General features: G+C 70.2%; 19 protein-coding genes. 5 read left to right on the top strand and 14 right to left on the bottom strand.

Translation table 11 applies throughout. From position 1 onward, the window contains the following. The coding region (locus ACX80F_RS15600; RefSeq protein ID WP_459337310.1) for a hypothetical protein at positions 1-283 on the top strand (283 nt) is incomplete at its 5' end. Positions 284-477: 194 nt separating this feature from the next. Here the strand turns inward: ACX80F_RS15600 and tyrS are convergent. The 4 genes from tyrS to ACX80F_RS15580 are packed head-to-tail and all read right to left on the bottom strand — an operon-like array spanning position 478 to position 5,336. Beyond that, positions 478-1,800 carry a tyrosine--tRNA ligase gene (gene tyrS / locus ACX80F_RS15595; RefSeq protein ID WP_459337309.1) on the bottom strand — a complete coding sequence of 441 codons (1,323 nt, stop codon included), beginning with the start codon at positions 1,798-1,800 and terminating at the stop codon, positions 478-480. 12 nt (positions 1,801-1,812) lie between these two features. After that, positions 1,813-4,065: a HelD family protein gene (locus ACX80F_RS15590; RefSeq protein WP_459337308.1), complete on the bottom strand. Its 2,253-nt coding sequence runs from the start codon at positions 4,063-4,065 to the stop codon at positions 1,813-1,815. 51 nt (positions 4,066-4,116) lie between these two features. Further along, positions 4,117-4,695: an adenine phosphoribosyltransferase gene (locus ACX80F_RS15585; RefSeq protein WP_459337312.1), complete on the bottom strand. Its 579-nt coding sequence runs from the start codon at positions 4,693-4,695 to the stop codon at positions 4,117-4,119. Continuing rightward, positions 4,695-5,336: a DNA-3-methyladenine glycosylase gene (locus ACX80F_RS15580; RefSeq protein ID WP_459337311.1), complete on the bottom strand. Its 642-nt coding sequence runs from the start codon at positions 5,334-5,336 to the stop codon at positions 4,695-4,697. Before ACX80F_RS15580 ends, ACX80F_RS15585 begins: the two co-directional genes overlap by 1 nt. 94 nt (positions 5,337-5,430) lie before the next feature. Here ACX80F_RS15580 and ACX80F_RS15575 point away from each other — a divergent pair, with 94 nt between their 5' ends. Together ACX80F_RS15575 and ACX80F_RS15570 are read left to right on the top strand one after the other, a co-directional pair. Next, entirely contained in the window at positions 5,431-6,951 is a 1,521-nt protein-coding gene (locus ACX80F_RS15575) for an Ada metal-binding domain-containing protein (protein ID WP_459337307.1), read from the top strand. 49 nt (positions 6,952-7,000) lie between these two features. Further along, positions 7,001-7,546 carry a methylated-DNA--[protein]-cysteine S-methyltransferase gene (locus ACX80F_RS15570; protein WP_459337306.1) on the top strand — a complete coding sequence of 182 codons (546 nt, stop codon included), beginning with the start codon at positions 7,001-7,003 and terminating at the stop codon, positions 7,544-7,546. 11 nt (positions 7,547-7,557) lie between these two features. Here the strand turns inward: ACX80F_RS15570 and ACX80F_RS15565 are convergent, their stop codons facing one another. Continuing rightward, positions 7,558-9,522, bottom strand: a complete 1,965-nt coding sequence (locus ACX80F_RS15565) for an ABC transporter ATP-binding protein (protein WP_459337305.1) — start codon at positions 9,520-9,522, stop codon at positions 7,558-7,560. Positions 9,523-9,613: 91 nt separating this feature from the next. Then, positions 9,614-10,648, bottom strand: a complete 1,035-nt coding sequence (locus tag ACX80F_RS15560; protein ID WP_459337304.1) for an FAD-dependent monooxygenase — start codon at positions 10,646-10,648, stop codon at positions 9,614-9,616. A gap of 53 nt (positions 10,649-10,701) precedes the next feature. Between ACX80F_RS15560 and ACX80F_RS15555 the strand changes: the two genes are divergently transcribed. Both ACX80F_RS15555 and ACX80F_RS15550 read left to right on the top strand, forming a co-directional pair. Further along, the gene (locus tag ACX80F_RS15555; RefSeq protein WP_459337303.1) at positions 10,702-11,250 is read left to right on the top strand and encodes a TetR/AcrR family transcriptional regulator; all 549 of its coding nucleotides are present in this window, start codon (positions 10,702-10,704) and stop codon (positions 11,248-11,250) included. 477 nt (positions 11,251-11,727) lie between these two features. Further along, positions 11,728-12,927, top strand: coding sequence for an excalibur calcium-binding domain-containing protein (locus tag ACX80F_RS15550; protein ID WP_459337302.1), 1,200 nt, complete (start codon positions 11,728-11,730; stop codon positions 12,925-12,927). Between the two features lie 150 nt (positions 12,928-13,077). Here ACX80F_RS15550 and argH read toward each other — a convergent pair whose 3' ends face one another. From argH to argC, 8 genes are all read right to left on the bottom strand, one after another. After that, positions 13,078-14,505, bottom strand: coding sequence for an argininosuccinate lyase (argH, locus tag ACX80F_RS15545; RefSeq protein ID WP_459337301.1), 1,428 nt, complete (start codon positions 14,503-14,505; stop codon positions 13,078-13,080). After that, positions 14,505-15,707, bottom strand: coding sequence for an argininosuccinate synthase (locus tag ACX80F_RS15540; protein WP_434992613.1), 1,203 nt, complete (start codon positions 15,705-15,707; stop codon positions 14,505-14,507). Before ACX80F_RS15540 ends, argH begins: the two co-directional genes overlap by 1 nt. 100 nt (positions 15,708-15,807) lie before the next feature. Further along, on the bottom strand, positions 15,808-16,347 hold the full coding sequence (locus ACX80F_RS15535; protein WP_459337300.1) for an arginine repressor: 540 nt from the start codon (positions 16,345-16,347) through the stop codon (positions 15,808-15,810). Continuing rightward, positions 16,344-17,309, bottom strand: coding sequence for an ornithine carbamoyltransferase (gene argF / locus ACX80F_RS15530; protein WP_459337299.1), 966 nt, complete (start codon positions 17,307-17,309; stop codon positions 16,344-16,346). The genes ACX80F_RS15535 and argF overlap by 4 nt, the downstream gene beginning before the upstream one ends. After that, on the bottom strand, positions 17,306-18,574 hold the full coding sequence (locus tag ACX80F_RS15525; protein WP_459337298.1) for an acetylornithine transaminase: 1,269 nt from the start codon (positions 18,572-18,574) through the stop codon (positions 17,306-17,308). Before ACX80F_RS15525 ends, argF begins: the two co-directional genes overlap by 4 nt. Continuing rightward, the gene (argB, locus tag ACX80F_RS15520; RefSeq protein ID WP_459337297.1) at positions 18,571-19,545 is read right to left on the bottom strand and encodes an acetylglutamate kinase; all 975 of its coding nucleotides are present in this window, start codon (positions 19,543-19,545) and stop codon (positions 18,571-18,573) included. Before argB ends, ACX80F_RS15525 begins: the two co-directional genes overlap by 4 nt. 11 nt (positions 19,546-19,556) lie before the next feature. Continuing rightward, positions 19,557-20,726: a bifunctional glutamate N-acetyltransferase/amino-acid acetyltransferase ArgJ gene (gene argJ, locus ACX80F_RS15515; RefSeq protein ID WP_459337296.1), complete on the bottom strand. Its 1,170-nt coding sequence runs from the start codon at positions 20,724-20,726 to the stop codon at positions 19,557-19,559. Then, entirely contained in the window at positions 20,723-21,754 is a 1,032-nt protein-coding gene (argC, locus tag ACX80F_RS15510; protein ID WP_459337295.1) for an N-acetyl-gamma-glutamyl-phosphate reductase, read from the bottom strand. The genes argJ and argC overlap by 4 nt, the downstream gene beginning before the upstream one ends. Between the last annotated feature and the right edge of the window lie 10 nt (positions 21,755-21,764).

The following is a 21,764-nucleotide window of genomic DNA, read 5'->3' as shown; positions in this document are numbered from 1 at the left end:
CCAGCCACCACACACAAAATGCGCGGCAACCAGCCAATTCAACCAATCAAAAAACAATCGGTATCAACAAACTTGGCACACTATTGAGTTCTCAAACAACAGGAACAACCGATTACTCACGAAACCCGGCACCATCAGCGCCACTCGGCTTCGCTTTCCCTCGCCGTTATGTTCACAGCCTATTTCACTTTCTTTTCCCCTGTCAAATCCCCCCGCCGTGGTCTACACCACCAACAAAAAGAAATACGACAAAGAAACAACCCACCACAAATACAACGCCTAATTCGCCACCATAAAAACAGCGCACGAACCAACCGGAATAAAATGAAGGGGATGGTCACCCTCACCGGGGCAACTCAGAAAACACTACACCCCCCCACACCCCCCAAGCAAACCCACCCGGTGTCGGCTGGATCACGAGCAGGAACGCCGGCCCACCCAAGGGGTGTGCCGGCGCCGCAGGAGGAGACAGGGACGTCAGCTCACGTCGACCATGGCCAGGTTGCGCTTGCCGCGGCGCACGAGGAGGTAGCGGCCGTGCAGCAGATCGCCCTCCCCGACCGTGTGGTCGACATCGGTGATCTTGGTGTTGTTCACGTAGGCACCACCCTCCCCGACCGTACGACGGGCCGCCGAGTTGCTCGCCGACAGCCCGGAGGCGACGAGCAGCTCCACGATACCCAGTCCGTCCCGGGAGACCGCCGCGGAGTCCAGCTCGGCCGTCGCCGCCTCGAGGGTCGCGAGATCGAGGGATGCGAGGTCGCCCTGCCCGAAGAGAGCCGCGGACGCCGCGATCACCTTCTCGGTCGCCTCGACGCCGTGCACCAGGGCGGTGACGTCGAAGGCGAGAGCGCGCTGCGCGGCCCGCTCGTGCGGCCGGTCGGTGGTTGCCTGTTCGAGCGCCTCGATCTCCGCACGGCTGCGGAAAGTGAAGATGCGCAGGCGCTCCGCCACGTCCGCGTCCGAGGTGTTGAGCCAGAACTGGAACATCGCGTAGGGGCTGGTCATGGAGGCGTCGAGCCAGATGGCGTTGCCCTCACTCTTGCCGAACTTGGTGCCGTCCGAATTGGTGATCAGGGGCGTACCGATGGCGTGGACGCTCGTGCCCTCGACCTTCCGGACCAGGTCCGTACCGCTGGTGAGGTTGCCCCACTGGTCGGAGCCTCCCGTCTGGAGGACGCAGTCGTAGTCGCGGAACAGCTGCAGGAAGTCCATGCCCTGGAGGATCTGGTAGCTGAACTCGGCGTAGCTGATGCCTTCGTCGGAGTTGAGCCGCTTGGCGACCGTCTCCTTCTTGATCATCGTGCCCACGCGGAAGTACTTCCCGACATCGCGCAGGAAGTCGATGACGCTCATCGGCCCGGTCCAGTCGAGGTTGTTCACCATCCGCGCCGCACCGGCGCCTTCGAAGTCGAGGAACCGGCGCACCTGGGCCTCGAGGGAGCTGACCCATTCGGCGACGGTCTCCTTCGTGTTCATGGTGCGCTCCGCCGTCGGTCGCGGATCCCCGACCAGGCCGGTGGAACCGCCGACCAGGCCGAGGGGACGGTGACCGGCGAGCTGGAGTCGTCGCATCGTCAGGAGCTGCACCAGATTGCCCAGGTGGAGGCTCGCCGCCGTGGGGTCGAACCCGCAGTAGAACGTGATGGGCGGCCCGCCCAGCAGTTCCTTCAGCTCCCCCTCGTCGGTGGACACATGGATCAGACCACGCCACAGGAGTTCGTCGTAGATGCCGTCGAAGGACGGATCGTTGCGCTGGCCCGCGAGGCCACTGACCGGGATATCTGTTTGCTGGGACACGAGACCAAATTATCAGTCGGCAATACCAGCAGGAATCCGGCCGCTCGAAATGACGCGGAGGCGCTGCGTCGGACGGGTCATCGCCACGTAGAGGTCTCCGACCCTGGCAGTCGCGGAGTCGAGCATGTCCTGCGGCTCGAGGATCACGACGCCGTCGAACTCCAGGCCCTTCGACTCGCGCGGACTGATCACCACGATGTCCTGGCCGGGCCCGCCCGCTCCGGATCCGACGCGGTCACCGTACACCGGCGCGAGCGCGTCCCGGACGGCGGGCAGCAGGTGCTCCGGCGCGATGACGGCGAGCAGTCCGCCGTCGATGGCGGCCAGTTCCGCGGGCATGGCGTGCACGAGCCCGGCGACGGCGTCGCCCACCGTGTCCAGGACCGGGGCGAACCGCCCCTCCCGCACGGCCTTCGGGGCGGACACGACGAGCCCTGCCGCATTCGCCATGCGCACCGCCGCCTCGGCGATCTGCGCCGGGGTCCGGTAGTTGACGGTGAGTTCCTCGAGCTGCCAGCGATCCCCCACGAAGGGTTCGAGGGCCTGCTGCCAGGACCGTGACCCGGCCGCCGAGCTGGTCTGCGCGATGTCCCCGACGATGGTGAAGGACTTCAGCGGGCAGCGCCGCATCAGCAGGCGCCACTGCATCGGGGAGAGTTCCTGGGCCTCGTCGACCACGATGTGCCCGTACGCCCACGTGCGGTCGACGGACGCGCGCTCGGCGGCCGACAGCCGCGTGGCGGCCACGGCGTTGTGCTGGGCGAGGTCCTCGGCGGTCAGCACGCCGTCCACGCCGGAATCCTCGAGGGAGGCATTGACGTTCTCGAGGGCCCGCTCCGCGTTGGCGAGGTCCCGCTTCTGCTCCTGCTCGCGGGCTGCGGTGTCCCGCCCCGCCGACGGGTCGAGGTCGCCGAGCAGTTCCGCGGCCTCGTCGAGCAATGGCACGTCCGCCTCCGTCCAGGGCGCACCGGCGGGCCGGGCGAGGACCGCCAGTTCGTCCTCGCCCAGGTGGGGGGCCGCCGCCCGCAGCAGTTCCGGGCGGGCGAACAGCTCCGACACCAGCTTCTGCGGCGTGAGCGGCATCCACGCGAGGTTGAGGGCGATCCTCACGTCGCGGGAGCTCCGGACGTCCTCGGCGAGATACGAGCGGTCGGCGTTGTTGCCGACGCCCGAGGACTCCTCAAGCTTGTCCAGCAGCTGTTCGGTGAGCTCGCGCAGCAGGATCTTGACGAAGGTGACCCGCGCCTCGTTGTGGGGTTTCCCGGTGGCCCGGGCTCGCTCGCGCGCCCGGGAGACCTGGCGGGGCGTGAGGGTGAGCATGGTGCCCTCGACGTTGAGGCGCTTGTTCTCCGGCGGTACCCGCTCCCGGTTCGCGACGGCGTTGCGGATGACCTCGGCCATCTCCAGCCGACCCTTGATCGCCGCCGCGATCTCGTCGGGCTCCTGCACCGTGTGGACACCGGGCATGAGGGTACCGATTCCGGCCATCACGACGCCGGTCTCGCCGAGGGAGGGCAGGACACGCTCGATGTACTTCATGAAGGCGTCGGTGGGACCGACCAGCAGCACGCCGGCGGACTTCAGGCGATCGCGGTGCGTGTAGAGGAGGTAGGCGGCGCGGTGAAGCGCGACCGCCGTCTTGCCGGTGCCCGGGCCGCCCTGGACCACGGTCACTCCCGGCAGCGGCGCCCGGATGATGCGGTCCTGCTCGGCCTGGATGGTGCCCACGATGTCGGACATCTGGCCGGTGCGCCGCGTGTTCAGCGCGGCGAGCAGGGCGCCCTCGCCCTGCAGCGAGTCGTCGTCGCCGAGGAGGTCCGCGTCGAGGACGTCGTCCTCGACGGCGACGACGTCGCGCCGGGAGAGGATCAGGTGCCGCCGGCGTCGCACGCCCATGCGTTCGAAAGCCGTCGCCTGGTAGAACGTACCGGCCTCGGGTGCCCGCCAGTCGACCATGAGCTGCCGGAGGTCCTCGTCGGAGAGCCCGATGCGGCCGATGTACCGCTGGTCGCCGCCGTCGAGGTCGAGGCGCCCGAACACGAGGCGGTCATCGACTGCGTTGAGCTGCGCGAGGCGGTCCTCGTACATCGTCGCGAAGGCGTCGCGCTCGGAGCGGTTCTGGTGCGATCCGGCCGCCTGCGTGCGCCGGACCTCGGCGAGCTGCCGGGCCTTCTCCGCACGGAGTTCGTCGAGACGGTGGTACAGGCCATCGACGTAGCCGCGCTCGTGCTCCAACTCGGCCCTGGCCTGCGAGGTCTCGTGCATCGGACATTCCCTTCCATCAAAGGCAGACCGTCAATCCTAGCGTGGTGGACGCTACACGGTTTCGAGCGCGTGCACCCGTCGGCCCGCCAGGGCGTTGCGTCCGGTGAGGTCCGCGAGTTCGAGGACCACACCGCAGCCGACGACGACGGCGCCGGCCTGTTCGAGCAACGCGCCCGCGGCGGCGAGTGTTCCCCCCGTGGCGAGGACGTCGTCGAGCAGGAGCACGCGCGTGCCGGCGGGGAGGTCCGCCTGGTGGATCTCGAGGGAGGCCTGACCGTATTCGAGGTCGTAGGACTCCCGGTAGACGGCGCGGGGCAGTTTGCCCGCCTTGCGGACGGTGACGACGCCGGTGCCGGTCGCGTAGCCGATGGCGGCGGCGAGGAGGAAGCCGCGGGCCTCCACGCCCGCGACGGCGTCGAACTGGTCCGCGAAGGCCTCGGCGAGCGCGTCGACGACCGCCCGGAAACCCTGCGCGTCGGAGAAGACCGGCGTGAGGTCCCTGAACATGATGCCGGGCGAGGGGAAGTCGGGAACCACCGCGCACAGGCGGCCGACAGCCTCCCGGGCCTGCACGGTCAGTGCGGATACGCCCGGGGTCGGCGCGGGAGCGGGGTCCGTCTCGCTGATCATCACCGATCAACCCTACCGGCTGCAGGGGGCTTTCCCGGACGGTAGCGGGAGACCGTGGGTTCCTTCGGGAGCCAGAACCGCCAGGGGTACTCCTCCGTGCCGGCGATACCGCTGACGCCCACGCGCGGTCCGCTGAGGACCGCCGTCGCGGGTTGCTCCGGCAGGACCAGCCGGAAGGGATGCGCAAGCACGTCCGCGCCGTCGTTGCGGCGGTCGAGGCCCAGCGCCTGGGCGAGGCGTGCGGGCCCCCGGGCGAGGTCGAGATCCGTCGCGGGCCGCGAGCGTCGAACGCGGGCGAGACCCGCGCCGTCGACGATCTCCCCCGCCCGCAGGAGCAGGCCCGTGGCCCACCCCTCGTCGCCGCACACGATGTTGGCGCAGTAGTGCATGCCGTAGGTGAAGTAGACGTAGAGGTGCCCGGCGGGCCCGAACATCGTCGCGTTCCGCGCGGTCCTGCCCCTGAACGCATGGGAGCCCGGATCGTCCGGGCCGAGGTAGGCCTCCACCTCCGTGATGCGGACGGTGACGTCGCCGTCGTCGGTGCTGTGGGTCAGGAGCGCGCCCAGCAGAGAGGGAGCGACCTCGAGGGCGCTGCGGCCCAGCCGTGCGCGGAGGTCCGGGGCCGTCCTGCTGTCATCGATCACGCTTCGACCGTAGCAAGGCCTCCTCCGTCCCTCCGACCATCGTGTCCGAATTCCGCTAGGACGGCCTGCGGCCGGGTGGCAGGATGACGGCATGGACTTCTGGCAGCAGTACCGGGCGATCGACGCCCGCGACGCCCGTTTCGACGGGCAGTTCGTGACCGCTGTCTCGAGCACGGGCATCTACTGCCGCCCCTCCTGCCCCGCCAGGACGCCGAAGCCCGCCAACGTCACCTTCTTCCGTACCTCGGCCGCCGCGCACGACGCCGGGTACCGCGCCTGCAAGCGGTGCCTGCCCGAGGCCGTCCCCGGGGACCCGGAGTGGAATCTGCGCAGCGATGCCGCGGCGCGGGCGATGCGGCTCATCGCCGACGGCGAAGTGGACCGCGCGGGCGTGCCCGGCCTGGCGGCGAGGCTCGGGTACTCCCCCCGACAGCTCAACCGCATCCTCAGGGATGAGCTCGGCGCCGGAGCGCTCGCTCTGGCCCGCGCCCACCGCGCCCAGACCGCGCGGACCCTCCTCACCGCCACGACGCTCCGCTTCGCCGACGTCGCCTTCGCCGCAGGCTTCGGGAGCATCCGCCAGTTCAACGACACCATCCAGCAGGTCTTCGACCTCACCCCCGGACAACTGCGGGAGACCTCACTGCAGCGGCACGGGACCGTTTCGCCGGCGACGGAACCCGGCGGGCCGCTCAGGCTCCGGCTGTCCCTGCCCGTACGCCTGCCGTACGACAACGGCATCTTCCGCTTCCTCGCCGCCCGCGCCGTCACCGGCCCCGAGCTCGGCACGGCGACGAGCTACGAGCGCCTGCTCCGCCTGCCGGCGGGCCCTGCCTGGTTCAGGGCGGGCGCCGTCGCACCGCAGGGCAACGGACGCGCCGCCCTGCCCGTCACCGTCTCCGTGGCGGGGCTGGCGGACCTCCCGCCGCTCCTCAGCCGCATCCGGAGGCTCTTCGACCTCGATGCCGACCCCCTGGCTGCCGACGCCGCACTGTCCCGCGACGCCGAGTTCGCGACCCTGGTCGCGGAGAGGCCGGGCGTGCGCCTTCCCGGGTCGTTGGATCCACACGAGACGCTGATCCGTGCGATCACGGGGCAGCAGGTCACGGTGGCCTCGGCGACGACGGCCCTCGGCCGGCTCGCCGCAGCGGGAACCGCCGTCAGCGTGCCGGGCACCCGGCTGGACCGGTTCTTCCCCTCCGCGGAGGACCTCGCCGCAGTGCCGGGCCCGCTCCTACGGGGGCCGCACCGCCGGGATGCGTCGCTGCGCGCGGCGGCCGGGAAACTCGCCGCCCGTAGCCTTGCGCTGGGGATCGGTTCCGACGCCGCCGAGCTGCGGAAGGACCTGCTGGGGCTGGACGGCGTGGGGCCCTGGACGGCGGACTACGTCGCCATGCGGGTGCTCGGCCACCCCGACATCCACCTGCCGGGCGACGCCGCCGTCCGCAACGGCTGGGCCCGGCTCACGCAGGGCTCCGTGACCGACTCCCCCGCGACCCTCGATGCGGCGATGGCCCGTGTCCGGCCCTGGCGCTCCTACGCGACCCTGCATCTGTGGCGGAACGCCGTTCCGCCGACCACGGCGACAGAAACCGCCGATGACGCTGCCTGAGCACCTCCTCGCGTACCCTGGACCGACCCACCGAACGGATGCCCCCGCCATGAGCGCCACCCTCGCCCCACCAGCCGCCCTCAAGGGCGCCACCACGCAGACCGTCGACACACCCGACGGGCCGTTCACGATCATCGAGGCGGAGGGAGCGGTCCTCTCGTCCGGCTGGACCTCCCTCCCGGAAGACCTGACCGGGCAGATCCACCCGAGCCTCCTGGCCGCCCGCTTCGACCCTGCGGCGTCCGTCGTCCAGCCGATCCTCGATGCGGTGGCCCGCTACTACGACGGCGACGTCGATGCCATCACGGCGGTGCGGGTGCGCCAGGTCTCGGGACCGTTCCGCGCCCACGCCTGGGACGTCCTGCGCACCATCACTCCCGGCGCACCGGTCACCTATCTCGAGTACGCCGCCCGGGCCGGCAACCCCTCGGCGGTCCGCGCCGCGGCCGGAGCGTGTGCGAAGAACGCGGCCGCGCTCTTCGTCCCCTGCCACCGGGTCATCAGGACGGACGGCTCCCTGGGCGGCTTCCGCTGGGGGCTGCCGGTCAAGCAGCGGCTCCTCGACCGGGAGGCCGGCCGGATGCCCGCCGGCTGATCCGCCGGGTCTCAGGCGTGGGCGACCAGCCGCTGCCGGGCCGCCATGTCGCGGTAGAGGTCACTGGCTCCAAGGAGTTCGTCGTGCGTGCCGACGGCCGAGACCCTCCCCTGGTCGAGCACCACGATCTGGTCGAAGTCCGCCACGGTGGACAGGCGGTGGGCCACGACGACGACGGTGCGGTTCCGCGACGCCTCTCCCAGCGTCTGCTGGAGCAGCTGCTCGGTCCGTGAATCGACGGCCGACGTCGGCTCGTCCATCAGCAGGACGGGACGATCGGCGAGGATCACCCGGGCCCATGCCAGGCGCTGCCGCTGGCCGCCCGAGAGCCGGATCCCGTCCTCGCCCAGGTTGAGCTCCAGTCCGTCGTCCGAGCGGTCGCCCAGCACGTCGAGGCCAACGGCCGCGAGGACGCGACGCAGCTGGTCGTCGGTGGCGTGCGGAGCGGCCAGCCGGAGGTTGTCGGCCAGGGTGCCGCTGAGGACGGGGGCTTCCTGCTCCACGAGGCCGATGCGCGAGCGCAGGTCGGAGCGCGGGATCGCCGGCAGGGCGATGCCGTCGAGAAGGATGCTGCCCGCCGTCGGTTCGTAGAACCGCTCCAGCAGGGCCAGCACCGTGGACTTCCCGGCGCCCGAAGGCCCCACGAGGGCCGTCCTGCTGCCCGCGGGGACGCTGAAGCTGACGCCGTCGAGGACCGGCAGGCCCGCGCGGTCCGTTCCGTGCCCCGCCGATGGGCCAGCCACGGGCGATACGGATGACACGGGAGACACGGGAGACACGGGAGACACGGGAGACACGGGAGACACGGGAGACACGGGAGACACGGGAGACACGGGTGGTCCCGGCTCATCCGCCGACGTCGGTGACCTGTCCGCGGCGCCCATCTCGACGTCGTCGTCGTCGTCGTAGCGGAAGCTGACATCGCGCAGTTCGATGCTGCTGCCGCGGGAGGGTGCCCGGCTCGAGGACGGTGCCGCGGGCGCGGAGCGTTCCCTGTGTTCCTCGTCCGCCCGTTCGGGTTCCAGCCGGGCGATCTCCTGGATGCGGTCCAGCGCTGCGAGGCCGGACTGGATCTGCACGAACGCGCTCATGGCCGACCCGATGGGCATCACGAGCAGGAACAGGTACAGGATGAAGGCGATGAGGTCGCCGAGCAGCAGTTCGCCCGCGGCCACCCGGATCCCACCGACGGCGAGGACCACGATGAACGCACCCTGGACACAGATCGACATGATCGGCTGGACGGCGGCTTGCAGGCGGGCCATGGCGATGCCGGCGTTGTACGCGGTGGTCGCCTCGACGTCGATCACCGCGGCCTCGCGCTCCTCGGCGACGGACGCCTTGATGGTGCGGATGCCGGAGAGACCCCGCTCGACGGCGGCGGTCATGGAGCCGACGGCGTCCTGCACGTCGCGGCTGCGCTTGCGGATGAGGCGCCCGAGGAACACGACGCCGCCGACGCCTGCCAGGACGGCGGACAGCGTGATGCCGAACAGCAGGGGGTCGATGAGGACCATGAGGACGACGGCGGCGCAGAACATGAGGACCGACGAGACGATCTCGAACAGGCCGGACGTGATGACGCTGCGCATCAGCGTCGTGTCGGAGCCGACCCGCGACATGAGGTCACCGACCCGCCGGCGATCGAACTCGCGCACGGGCAGCGCGAGCAGCTGACCCACGAGGGACCGGCGCACACCGAGGACCACGGACTCCGCGGTCCGCTGCAGGAGGTAGGACTGCGCCGCCCCGAAGACGGCCCCGAGAAGGGTGACGACGACGAGGAGCCAGACGAAGACGGTGGCGGGGCGGCTCGCGGAGACGGCGTTGACGAGCTGCTGCACCATGAGCGGCTGAGCGATCGAGAGGCCCGTGGAGACGAGGGAGACGACAGCGACCAGGACGAGGACGCGCACATGCCCCCGCAGGTAGGGGAAGAATTCCCGGAGCGTGGCACGCGGGACGGTGGGCTGCATGCTCACACGATGCGCCGGGAGGAGGTCGGTGTCAAAGCACTTCGCGACGGGCGTAGCGCGTCCGGCGGGACGTCGTCCCCGCTGCACCGGATCATGGCCCGGCGTGATGTGGGCGCACCAACGCAGGCGGTCGCCGCGGCGTGCCGTGAAGGAGGGTGTGCACGGCCAGGGATCCGGTCGCGACCCGTTGGCTGTCCCGGCGCCGGGACGTGTCATAGGCGGCCAGTGCGCGGTCGAGGCTGTCATGCGCGTCGAGATTGTGCACCAGGGACATCGCATCGAGGATCGCCTCATTGGCGCCGCGCCCGAGGTCGGGCGTCATGCCATGGGCTGCGTCTCCGATGAGGGCCACAGTGCCGTGGTAATACCGTGGCAGCCTCCGCGCCAGATGGTGGATCTCGTGCCGCAGGATGCTCCCCTCGTTGATGCGTGCGATGGTCGCGGCGACCGCCCCGTTCCAATGCCCGAACAGACTCCGAAGCTCCTCGGGGGCCGGTGGTGATGACGCGAGCCATGTGGGTGGCAGGGTTGCTGTCGCATACCAGTTCGTCCCTCCGCCCGGTCGGCTGCTGATACCGAAGCGGCGACGTCGACCCCAGTACTCGGTCAGGCCCGACGCCGGCACCTCCGCCGTTCCGCGCCACACGGTGGTGCCTGTAGCGGTCGCGCTGAATGCGGGACCGAACAGGCGGCGGCGCAGGGCGCTGTGGACGCCGTCGGCTCCTATGACCAGATCGGTCTCGACGCAGGCGACGGGAAGGTCGTGTGCCATCAGGGGGTGACCGAGAGCGAGGGCGGCATCCGGGAGTGCGCCCCGGAGAAAACCGATGAGGTCCGACCGTTCGATCAGGACGGAGCCGGCGGTGGGCCACGACGGTGCGATGGGCAGACCACGACGCGTGCGAAGCCGAAGGCCGGTGAGGAGGGCTGCCTGGGCATCGATACCGGGGCCTAGCCCGAAGGTTCGGAGTTCCCTCACCGTCGCCCGGTGCAGGAGGACCGCGGTACCGGACGTACGCACCTCCGTCTCCTGCTCCAGCACCTGCACCGACCACCCCGCGCGGTGCAGGCCGACCGCCATCGTGAGTCCTGCGATCCCCGCTCCCACCACTGTCGCTGTCGTCATGCCGTGACCGTACTACGTCTGTAGTTTCTCCACAACAGGCGTAGTTTCATGGGATGGACCGTCGAGAATCACTCTGCACCGCTGCGGTGTCCCTGCTCGCCGCGGGCGGGCCGCGTGCCCTGACACACCGTGCCGTGGACCGCACAGCGGGCGTGCCGCTCGGCTCGACGTCCAACCTGTACCGGACGCAGGAAGCTCTTGTGGGCGGTGTTGTCGACTTCCTGGTGCAAGCCGATTATCGCGGGCTGGGACGGCTCCGGAACGAGAACCCGCAGAACGCGAAGGACCTGGCGACAGCCCTGGCCCGCTTCGTCTCGGCATCCCGGACAACCGGGCGGGAGTATGCGCGGGCTCGGCAGGCACTTCTGGTCCATGCGTCCGACACGCCCTCATCCGGGACAGCCCTTGCCGAGGGCCGGCTGCGACTGATCGCCTGGGGTGCGGACGCCCTGCGATCCATCGGTGCCACGCGCCCGGAGGAGAAGTCCGCCCTGATCGTCGGGATGGTCGACGGAATGATCAGCGCCACGGTCTTCATGGACATCCGGATCAGCGAAGCGGCCCTGGTCTCCGCCATCGACGCGATCATCACCGATACCTGAGGACGAGCTCCCGTCACCGCCATCGGTTGTCACCACCGGGTGGAGCGTAAACGCTGCAGTGGAATGCAATTTTCCATGCGTAGTTTGCACTCGTTTCTCGAGTAGTTATTGACCGGGCAATTAGTAGTGATTACTCGTCTTCCCCTGCCACTTTCGCAAAAAACACGTAGGTACTGCTCGTGTGTATTACTCCCCGTATTCATAGATTGATCGATGTACTACTGAATACTTTGCGCGAGGGGACCGCGCCTTCTGCATTCTTCCGGAAGGTAATTGCAGCATTCGCTGCGTCTCGGATCTGGCATTCGATGACCACGTTCCACAGGGCGCAGCGATATGTCACTACCACTTCGCCGGACATGGATGAGGAAAGCGAAACGTATTCCCGCAGCCCTCGATGATCATGGGCTGCTTCCGCTGGGGCGACCTGCGCGCAAGTCCATACCCGAACTCCACAAACAGGAACAACAGGTAACTATGAACAAGCGCACTGGGCTTCTCGCCCTCGCCGTCACTGCCGGTCTCAGCACGTTCTCCGCCGCCCCGGCGTTCGCGACAGGCGGTGTGAACGAACCCGTCGAGCAGGTCTGCGGCGAAGGCACGAGCGGCAAGGTGGACGTCACCGGGGCACACAGCACGCTCACCATCACCGCCCCGGAGGGTCAGCTCATCGCGAGCTATTGCGTCAAGGCCGGTTCCTCGAACCAGGGCGAAGGTCCCGAGATCGTCGAGCTGCCCACCCCCCTGGCCGAGGTGCCGATCAGTCACACCAGCGGGAAGGACATCTCCCACTACTCCTACACGCTGGTTCCCGCGCCGGTCGTCGTCACTCCCGTTCCGGAAACCCCCGAGGTTCCGGAGACTCCCCCGACACCTGTCCCGGAGGTACCGGTAACCCCGGAAGTACCCGAAACCCCGACCCCCGAGGTACCGGTCACCCCCGAGGTACCCGAGAACCCGACCCCGGAGACCCCCGAGGTACCGGAAACACCCTCGGTCCCTGGCCCGGAAACCCCGACCCCGGAAACCCCCGAGGTACCGGAAACGCCTGAGGCACCGGAGAATCCCGCAGTACCTGTTCCGGAAACCCCCGAGGTGCCGGAGCAGCCGACTCCCGAACATCCCGTGGAGGAGATCCCGGCCGAAGAGGTACCTGTCGAGGTTCCCGAAGAGGAGACCCCCGCCGAGGACGGTCCCGTCGCGGAGACTCCTGCCGAAGGGGTCCCTGCCGACAAGGCACCCGTCGAGGTAGAGGTCGTCGTGACAGTGGACGTGCCCGTCACGCCCGTCGTCGTCGTGGACACCCCCGACAACGTTCTCCCCGTGCTCGACCATGCAGCGGCGGGTGTCTCCTACGAGAACTGCACCGAGGTTCGGGACGTACTGGGCCGTTCCATCCTCCTGGGTGAGGAAGGCTTCCGTTCCGCACTCGACCGGGACGGGGACGGTATCGGCTGTGAGCTCGATAGCAATGGCAGCGGGGCCGAGGGCGACACCGGCAGCCGTACAGGTCTGGTGGCCGCTGCCGGCGACCGCGCTGAGACCCCAGGGCAGCTTGCCTACACCGGAACCGACGACGGCCTGGTGGTTGCCGGGGGCCTCGGTGCCGGCCTTCTGACCCTCGGTGCCGGCGTGGTCCTCGCGGGTCGCGGCCGCCACCGCGCCGTCAAGGCGTAGCACGATCGGATAGCACACGCGTAGGGGCCGGCTCTGACGAACCGGCCCCTACGCGTGTCGTGGACCAGCCCGGCGAGCCGCCCGGCGAAAGTGTCGAGGGACCGCAGCGCGGCCCCCATGAGGAGCCGCGCGGTGGTGAGACGTCGACGGTCAGCCGGCGCCGTATGCCTGGACGCCGTCGACCTCGGTTCGCAGCGCGGTGAGCTGGCGGCGGACTGCGGCCGGGGCCGTCCCGCCCTGCGCGTCACGGCTGGCCAGTGATCCCTCGACCGTGAGCACCTCACGTACCGCCGGCGTCAGGTGCGCGGAGATCCCCGCGAACTCGTCGTCCGTCAGGTCCCACAGCTCCACGCCTCGCTGCTCGGCGATCCGGACGGCCGCACCGGAGAGCTCGTGCGCCTCCCGGAACGGCACACCCTGCCGGACGAGCCACTCGGCGATGTCGGTCGCCAGTGCGAACCCCTGGGGTGCGAGGGAGGCGAGTCGCTCCGTGTCGAACACGAGCGTGGCGATCATGCCGGACACCGCGGGCAGCAGGACCTCGAGGGTGTCGACGGCGTCGAACACCGGCTCCTTGTCCTCCTGCAGGTCGCGGTTGTAGGCCAGGGGCAGTCCCTTGAGCGTGGCGAGCAGTCCCGTCAGGTCGCCGATGAGGCGCCCGGCCTTGCCGCGGGCGAGTTCGGCGACGTCGGGGTTCTTCTTCTGCGGCATGATCGACGAGCCGGTGGAGAAGGCATCGTCGAGCGTGACGAAGGAGAACTCCTTCGTGGCCCAGATGATGATCTCCTCACTCACACGGGAGAGGTCCACCCCGATCATCGCCGCGACCCAGGCGAACTCCGCGTACACGTCGCGTGCTGCCGTCCCGTCGATCGAGTTGTGCGTCGCGGAGTGGAAGCCGAGATCCGCGGCGACGGACTCCGGATCGAGGCCCAGCGAGGACCCCGCGAGGGCGCCCGACCCGTAGGGTGAGATCCCGGCACGACGATCCCAGTCCTGCAGGCGCTGCACGTCCCGCAGCAGGGCCCACGCGTGGGCCAGCAGGTGGTGGCTCAGCAGGACCGGCTGCGCATGCTGCAGGTGCGTGCGCCCCGGCATGGGAACCTCGAGGTGCGCCTCGGCCTGGTCCACGAGGGCGCCGATCGTGGCGAGGACGCCGCGGGCGATGATCCGGGCGTGATCCCGGAGGTACATGCGCCCGAGGGTTGCCACCTGGTCGTTGCGGGACCGGCCCGCGCGCAGCTTCCCACCGAGTGCCGGTCCGGCGCGCTCGATGAGGCCGCGTTCCAGCGACCCGTGCACGTCCTCGTCGCTCTGCGCCGGCGTATAGGCGCCGGACCGCACGTCGGCGTCGAGGTGGTCGAGGGCGTCGATCATCCCGGCGAGTTCGTCGTCGTCGAGCAGGCCTGCGCGCTGGAGGACGCGGGCGTGGGCGCGTGAGCCCTCGATGTCGTAGACCGCCAGCCGCCAGTCGAAGTGCGTCGACTTGCTGAGGGCGGCGAGGGCGTCGGCCGGGCCGCCGGAGAACCGGCCGCCCCACAGCGAGCCCTCGTTCGTCCCCTGGTGCTCTGGCGCCATCAGGCGCCCGCCCGCTGGTCCCGGCTCGAGGCCACCTTGGAGGACAGGCCGAAGATCTCGATGAAGCCGCGCGCCATCGACTGGTCGAAGGTGTCCCCGGAATCGTAGGTCGCGAGGTTGAAGTCGTAGAGCGCGACGTCGGAACGGCGGCCGGTCACGGTGGCACGGCCGCCGTGCAGGTCCATGCGGATGTCGCCGGTGACGTACTTCTGCGTGTCGTCGACGAAGGTGTCCAGCGAGCGCTTCAGCGGGGAGAACCACTGGCCGTCGTACACCAGTTCGGTCCAGCGCTGATCGACGGTCTTCTTGAAGCGGGCCTGCTCGCGTTCGATCGTGACGTTCTCGAGCTCGCGGTGCGCGGCGATGAGGGCCATGGCCCCCGGGGCCTCGTAGATCTCGCGGCTCTTGATGCCGACCAGGCGGTCCTCGACGATGTCGATGCGGCCGATGCCCTGGGCGCCGGCCCGGCGGTTGAGCTCCTCGATGGCCTGCAGCGGCGTGACCGCGTTGCCGTCGATGGCCACGGGGATGCCCTCCTTGAAGGAGATGACGACTTCGTCCGCGGCGGGCGGGAACTCGGGCGATGCGGTGTAGTCGTAGACGTCCTTGGTGGGTCCGTTCCAGATGTCCTCGAGGAATCCGGTCTCGACGGCGCGGCCCCAGACGTTCTGGTCGATGGAGAACGGGTTCTTCTTGGTGGTCTCGATCGGCAGGCCCTTCTCCTCGGCGAAGGCGATGGCCTTGTCGCGCGTGAGGGCGAGGTCGCGGACGGGGGCGATGCACTTCAGGTCGGGGCCGAGGGTCTGGATCCCCACCTCGAAGCGCACCTGGTCGTTGCCCTTGCCGGTGCAGCCGTGGGACACGGTCGTGGCACCGAACTCGCGCGCGGCGGCGACGAGGTGCTTGACGATCACGGGCCGGGAGAGCGCGGAGACGAGGGGGTACGCGTCCATGTAGAGGGCGTTCGTCTTCAGTGCGGGCATGCAGTACTCGGTCGCGAACTCCTCACGGGCGTCGGCCACGTAGGCTTCGACGGCGCCGCAGCCGAGGGCGCGCTGCCGGATGGTCTCGAGGGATTCACCGCCCTGTCCGACGTCGACGGCCACGGCGATCACCTCGGCCCCGGTGGCTTCGGCGATCCAGCCGATGGCGACGGAGGTGTCGAGTCCGCCGGAGTAGGCGAGGACGATGCGTTCGGTCACGGGAGGTGCTCCTTCTATTGTCCGGGCGGTGCGCCCGGGGGTGTCAGGTGTTCAGGGTGTCATGCCGCAGGCGCCGCAGGGGCCGGGCGTCACGACGGGGTCAGGACGGGTCGGCGGATCCCTGCGGTTCCCGGGCGAGTCCGAGGAACCGATCGGCGACCGCCGCACCGCCGTCGGGATCGCGGCTGACGAGCATCACGGTGTCGTCCCCGGCGATGGTGCCGAGGATGGAAGGCATCACCGAGTGGTCGATGGCCAGGGCGAGGAAGTTCGCGGCTCCCGGCGGCGTCCGCAGGATGACGATGTTCCCGGAGGCCTCGGCCGTCACCAGCAGCTCGTTGCACAGCTTCGCGAGCCGGGCGTCGAGGATCTCCTGGGACACGCCGCTGCGGGCGTGCCGGCCGCCGCCCTCGACGGGCACCGCGTAGATGAGTGCGCCGTCGGCTCCGCGGACGCGCACGACACCGAGCTCCACGAGGTCCCGTGAGAGCGTGCCCTGGTTGACCTGCACGCCGTCGGCGGCGAGGAGGGTGGCCAGCTCCACCTGCGAGCGCACCGATTGGGCCGTCAGGAGGTCGGTGATGCGGGCCTGCCGCGCGGTCTTCGTGGTGAGGCGGGCGGAGTCGCGCTGCATGGTCATGAGCCGCTCCCCTGCCCGCCGGGCCGGGCCGACTGCTGCACGAGCCACGTCATGAGGGCCTTCTGGGCGTGCAGCCGGTTCTCGGCCTCGTCCCACACGAGCGACTGGGGGCCGTCGATGACGTCGGCCGCGATCTCGTAGCCGCGGTAGGCGGGAAGGCAATGGAGGACGACGGCGTCCGGTGCGGCCTGCGCCATCGCTGCGGCGTCCACGGCGTAGGTGCGGAACAGCTCCTGCCGGGCGGCCTTCTCGTCCTCCTGGCCCATGGACACCCAGGTGTCGGTGGCGACGACGTCGGCCCCGGCGAGCGCGACGGCCGAGTCGGTGGTCACGAGGACGGACCCGCCGGTCCCGGCGGCCCGTTCCTCGGCGGCGGCCACGATCGCCGGGTCGGGCAGGTGACCCTCGGGCCCGGCGATCCGGACGTGCATGCCGGCCGTGACCCCGGCGAGGAGGTAGGAGTTGGCCATGTTGTTGGCGCTGTCCCCCAGGTACGTGAGGGTGAGCCCGGCGAGCGTGCCTTTGTGCTCACGGATGGTGAGCAGGTCCGCGAGCAGCTGGCACGGGTGGTAGTCGTCCGAGAGGGCGTTGATGACGGGGACGCTGGACGCCGCGGCCATCTCCTCGAGTCCGGCCTGGGCGTAGGTGCGCCAGACGATCGTCGCGACCATGCGGTCGAGGACCTTGGCAGTGTCGGTGATCGACTCCTTGTGACCGAGCTGCGAGTCCCCGGCCCCGATGATCAGCGGTACCCCGCCGAGGTCGGCGATTCCGGCGGCGAAGGACACCCGGGTGCGGGTGGACGTCTTGTCGAAGATCACGGCGACCGTCTTGCGGCCCGCGCCTTCCCCCGCGAACGGCGCGTGGCCGTAGGGCTTCGCCTTGAGTTCGGCGGCGAGGTCCAGGACCTCGGCCTGCTCGGCGGGCGAGAGATCCGTGTCGACGAGGAAGTGGCGCGTCATGGGGTTGCCTCCCGGCTGTCGGCGTGGACGGTGCGTGCGGTGGTGAGGATGGCGGGCAGTGCGTCCAGGAACGTCGCGGCCTGCTCGGCGGTGAGGATGAGCGGTGGAGCGAGCCGGAGGGTCGAGGGCCCTGTCGCGTTGATGATGAACCCGGCGTCGAGGGCCGCCTGGACCGCCGCCGGCGCGTACCCGCCGTCGACGTCGAACCCGATGAGCAGGCCCTGTCCCCGCACGGCGGTGACCCCCTCGGTAGCGGCCAGGCGCGTGGCGAGAAGGGCGCCGACGTCGGACGCGTGCTTCAGTGCGCCCGTCGTCTCCAGGACGTGCAGGGTGGCGAGGCCCGCCGCGGTGGCCACGGGGTTCCCCCCGAACGTGCTGCCGTGCTGGCCCGCGCCGATCAGGGAGGAGACGTCGTCTCCGAACGTCACGAGCGCCCCGATCGGGAAGCCACCGCCGAGGCCCTTGGCGAGCGTCATGGCGTCCGGGACCACGCCGTCGACCCACTGGTGGGCGAACCATCGTCCCGTCCGGGCGACGCCTGACTGGACCTCGTCGAGGATGAGCAGCGCACCGTGCTCGCGGGTCAGCTCCCGCGCAGCCTGCAGATACCCGGGCGAGAGCGGCCGGACGCCGGCCTCGCCCTGAATGGGTTCGATCACCAGTGCTGCCACGGAGTCGTCCATGGCAGCGCGGAGGGCCCCGATGTCGTCGAAGGGAATGTGCTCGACGCCGGCCGGTAGTGGCTCGAACGGTTCGCGGTAGGCCTTCTTGGACGTCAGTGCGAGGGCCCCCATGGTGCGGCCGTGGAAGGCGCCGTCCAGAGCGAGGATGCGCTGCCGCTCCGGCGTGCTGTTGCGGCGCGCGAGCTTGACCGCGGCCTCGAGGGCCTCGGCCCCGGAGTTGGTGAAGAACACGCGGGACCCGGCGGGTGCCGCGGCGAGGGTCAGGAGCTTCTCCGCGAGCGCCACCTGGGTGGGGCTCGTGAAGAAGTTGGAGATGTGGCCGAGGGTCGCGAGCTGGCCGGCGACGACGGAGGTGACGAAGGGGTGCGCGTGGCCGAGGGCGTTGACCGCGATGCCGCCGAGGAGGTCGAGGTACTGCCCGCCATCGGCGTCCCACACGACACAGCCGGCGCCGCGCACCAGGACGCGCTGCGGCGTCCCGAAGACGCCCATGAGCGAGGAGGTGTAGCGGGTCAGCCAGTCGGCGCCGGATGCCCCGCCCGTGAGCAGATCCGCGGTCCCGGTGATCGCGGTGTCGCTCATGCCGCCCCTCCCGGAGTTGCCTCGTCCAGGGCCGTCGCGTCGTCGGGGACCACCTGCGTGCCGATGCCCGCGGTGGTGAACGTCTCGAGCAGCATCGAATGGGCCAACCGGCCGTCGACGATGTGCGCACGCTCCACTCCGGCCTCCACGGCCTGCAGGCATGCGGCCATCTTCGGGATCATGCCCGATTCGAGGCCGGGCAAGAGCGCGCGGAGCTCGCCCGCGGTCAGGGAGGAGATGAGGGAGCTGCGGTCCGGCCACTCCGCGTAGAGCCCCTCGACGTCCGTGAGGATCACGAGCTTCGAGGCTCCGAGGGCTGCCGCCAGCGCGGCCGCTGCGGAGTCGGCGTTCACATTGAGCACCTGCTGCACGGCCTCGCCGTCGGCGTCGTACTCCGGGGCGACGGTGGAGATCACCGGGATGCGCCCGGCCTGGAGGAGGTCGAGGATGGCGCCGGGATGGACCTCGGTCACGTCCCCGACGAGCCCGAGGTCGACGTTCTCGCCGTCGACGACGGTTCCGGTGCGTACCGCGCGGAGCAGGCCGCCGTCCTCGCCGGACAGGCCGACGGCGTAGGGGCCATGGGAGTTGATGAGGCCCACGAGCTCGCGGCCCACCTGGCCGGTGAGGACCATCCGCACCACGTCCATGGCCTCGGGGGTCGTCACGCGGAGGCCGCCCCTGAACTCCGACTCGATGCCGAGTTTGGCGAGCATCGCGTTGATCTGCGGGCCGCCGCCGTGCACGACGACGGGCCGGATGCCCACGTGGTGCAGGAAGACGACGTCCTCGGCGAAGGCCCGGCGCATCTCCTCGTTCACCATGGCGTTGCCGCCGTACTTGATGACCATCGTGGTGCCCGCGAACCGCTGGATCCACGGCAGCGCCTCCACCAGTGTGGCGGCCTTGTCCTGGGCTCTCAGGGTCGAGGCCGAGGGCGTCGCCGTCGGGGTCGTGTCACTCTTCGTCATGGCGTCTCCCGTCAGCTCGAGTAGGCGGAGTTCTCGTGCACGTACTCGTGCGTGAGGTCGTTGGTCCAGATGGTGGCAGTCGCGGATCCGGCGGCGAGATCGATCTCGACGGTCACGTTCCGGTACGTGAGGTCCACGAGGTCGCGCGAGTCCCCGATCCCGCCGTTCCGGCAGATCTGCACGCCGTTCATCGAGACGTTCAGGGCGTCCGGCTCGAACACGGCGTCTGTGGTGCCGACTGCCGCGAGGACGCGCCCCCAGTTGGGGTCATTGCCGAAGATCGCGGTCTTGAACAGGTTGGAGCGGGCGACGGCGCGGCTGACCACCTCGGCATCGCGCTCCGTGGCGGCGTTCACCGTGGTGACGGCGATGGTGTGGCTCGCCCCCTCGGCATCCTCGATGAGTTGCGCGGCGAGGTCGAGGCAGACCTGCGTGAGGGCTGCGGTGAACTGAGCCTGGTCGGGCGCGACACCGGCGGACCCGGAGGCCAGCAGCACCACGGTGTCGTTGGTGGACATGCAGCCGTCCGCATCGGTGCGGTCGAAGCTCACGCGGGTCGCCTCCCGCAGGGCGGCATCCAGGGCTCGGGCGTCGAGGGCGGCGTCCGTGGTGAGGACCACGAGCATCGTCGCGAGGCCCGGGGCCAGCATCCCGGCGCCCTTGGCCATGCCGCCGATCGCGTAGCCCTCGCTCGCGGCGTCGGCCGTCGCAGGGTAGCGGGCCTCCTTGGCCACGGTGTCCGTGGTCATGATCGCCTCGGCTGCGGTCGGCCCGCCGCCCCTGCCCAGCGAACCGGCGGCGTCGGTGACCCCGGCGAGCAGCCGTTCCATCGGGAGTTGTTCGCCGATCAGACCGGTGGAGCAGACGACGACGTCCGTTGCGGAGACGCCGAGGAGCTTGGCGGTGACCTCGGCGGTGCGGTGGGTGTTCTGGAAGCCCTCGGGGCCGGTGCAGGCGTTGGCGCCGCCGGAGTTCAGGACCACGGCGTCGACCCGGCCGTCCGAGACGACCTGCCGGGACCAGTGCACGGGCGCGGCCGCGACGCGGTTGGAGGTGAAGACGGCGGCCGCGTTGTGCAGCGGTCCGTCGTTGACGACGAGCGCGACGTCGGGCTTGCCGGTGCTCTTGAGGCCGGCGGCGACGCCCGCAGCGCGGAACCCGCCCGGGTAGGTGATGCTCACGGTGCGACTCCCTGGATGGTTAGGCCCGCGGTCTCGTCGAGGCCGAGGGCGATGTTCATGGACTGGACGGCGCCACCGGCGGTCCCCTTGGTGAGGTTGTCGATGACGCAGCTGACGATCACCCGGCCGGCGTGGTCGTCGAAAGCGAGCTGGAGGTTCGCGTAGTTCGACCCGAGCACCGCCTTGGTGGTGGGCCACTGGCCCTCGGGCAGCACCCGCACGAAGGGCTCGGCCGCATAGGCGTCCTCCCATGCCTGCCGCAGCTGTGCGTACCCGGTGCCGGGCGTGACCCGGGCGGTCGCGGTGGTCAGGATCCCCCGTGCCATGGGGGCGAGGGTGGGCGTGAACGACAGGGAGACACGCGTGCCGGCCGCGCGGCTCAGGCCCTGCTCCATCTCCGGGGTGTGGCGGTGCCCGCCGCCGACGCCGTAGGGGCTCATGCCGCCCATCACCTCGGATCCGAGGAGGTTGGGTTTCACCGCCTTGCCCGCCCCGGAGGTGCCGGACGCGGAGACGACGACGACGTCGTCGGGCTCGAGGAGTCCTGCGGCGAAGCCAGGGGTGAGGGCGAGGAGGACACTCGTCGGGTAGCAGCCCGGGACGGCGATGCGGCGTGCTCCGGTGAGGCCTGCCCGATGGCCGGGCAGTTCGGGCAGTCCGTAGGGCCAGGTGCCGGCATGGGCCGAGCCGTAGAACTTCGTCCACGCCGCCGGGTCCTGCAGCCGGTGGTCGGCTCCGGCGTCGATCACGAGCGTGTCCGCCGGAAGCTGGGCAGCGACCTCGGCGCTGGCGCCGTGCGGCAGGGCGAGGAACACGACGTCGTGCCCGGTGAGTACCTCGGGGGTCGTCTCCTGCAGCACCCGATCGGCGAGGGAGTGCAGGTGGGGCTGGACGTCGCCGAGGCGTGCTCCGGCATTGCTGTGGGCCGTGATCGCGCCGACCTCGACGTCGGGATGGTTGGCGAGGAGGCGCAGGATCTCTCCCCCGGCATAGCCACTTGCGCCGGACACGGCTGCGGTGAACGTCATGACGCCAGCC

The sequence above is a fragment of the Arthrobacter sp. TMS2-4 genome, from assembly GCF_054511075.1.
Note: the sequence above shows the minus strand (reverse complement) of the source record. Positions and strands in the feature narration are given on the sequence as shown.

Excerpts from the sequence above, each read along its gene's own strand:
- ACX80F_RS15565 (WP_459337305.1), bottom strand. The coding sequence starts at position 9,522 with ATGCAGCCCACCGTCCCGCGTGCCACGCTCCGGGAATTCTTCCCCTAC.
- argC (WP_459337295.1), bottom strand. The coding sequence starts at position 21,754 with ATGACGTTCACCGCAGCCGTGTCCGGCGCAAGTGGCTATGCCGGGGGA.
- argH (WP_459337301.1), bottom strand. The coding sequence starts at position 14,505 with ATGGCGCCAGAGCACCAGGGGACGAACGAGGGCTCGCTGTGGGGCGGC.
- ACX80F_RS15575 (WP_459337307.1), top strand. The coding sequence starts at position 5,431 with ATGGACTTCTGGCAGCAGTACCGGGCGATCGACGCCCGCGACGCCCGT.
- ACX80F_RS15560 (WP_459337304.1), bottom strand. The coding sequence starts at position 10,648 with ATGACGACAGCGACAGTGGTGGGAGCGGGGATCGCAGGACTCACGATG.
- ACX80F_RS15535 (WP_459337300.1), bottom strand. The coding sequence starts at position 16,347 with ATGACCATGCAGCGCGACTCCGCCCGCCTCACCACGAAGACCGCGCGG.
- ACX80F_RS15555 (WP_459337303.1), top strand. The coding sequence starts at position 10,702 with ATGGACCGTCGAGAATCACTCTGCACCGCTGCGGTGTCCCTGCTCGCC.
- ACX80F_RS15570 (WP_459337306.1), top strand. The coding sequence starts at position 7,001 with ATGAGCGCCACCCTCGCCCCACCAGCCGCCCTCAAGGGCGCCACCACG.
- ACX80F_RS15525 (WP_459337298.1), bottom strand. The coding sequence starts at position 18,574 with ATGAGCGACACCGCGATCACCGGGACCGCGGATCTGCTCACGGGCGGG.
- argB (WP_459337297.1), bottom strand. The coding sequence starts at position 19,545 with ATGACGAAGAGTGACACGACCCCGACGGCGACGCCCTCGGCCTCGACC.
- argF (WP_459337299.1), bottom strand. The coding sequence starts at position 17,309 with ATGACGCGCCACTTCCTCGTCGACACGGATCTCTCGCCCGCCGAGCAG.
- ACX80F_RS15585 (WP_459337312.1), bottom strand. The coding sequence starts at position 4,695 with ATGATCAGCGAGACGGACCCCGCTCCCGCGCCGACCCCGGGCGTATCC.
- ACX80F_RS15550 (WP_459337302.1), top strand. The coding sequence starts at position 11,728 with ATGAACAAGCGCACTGGGCTTCTCGCCCTCGCCGTCACTGCCGGTCTC.
- ACX80F_RS15590 (WP_459337308.1), bottom strand. The coding sequence starts at position 4,065 with ATGCACGAGACCTCGCAGGCCAGGGCCGAGTTGGAGCACGAGCGCGGC.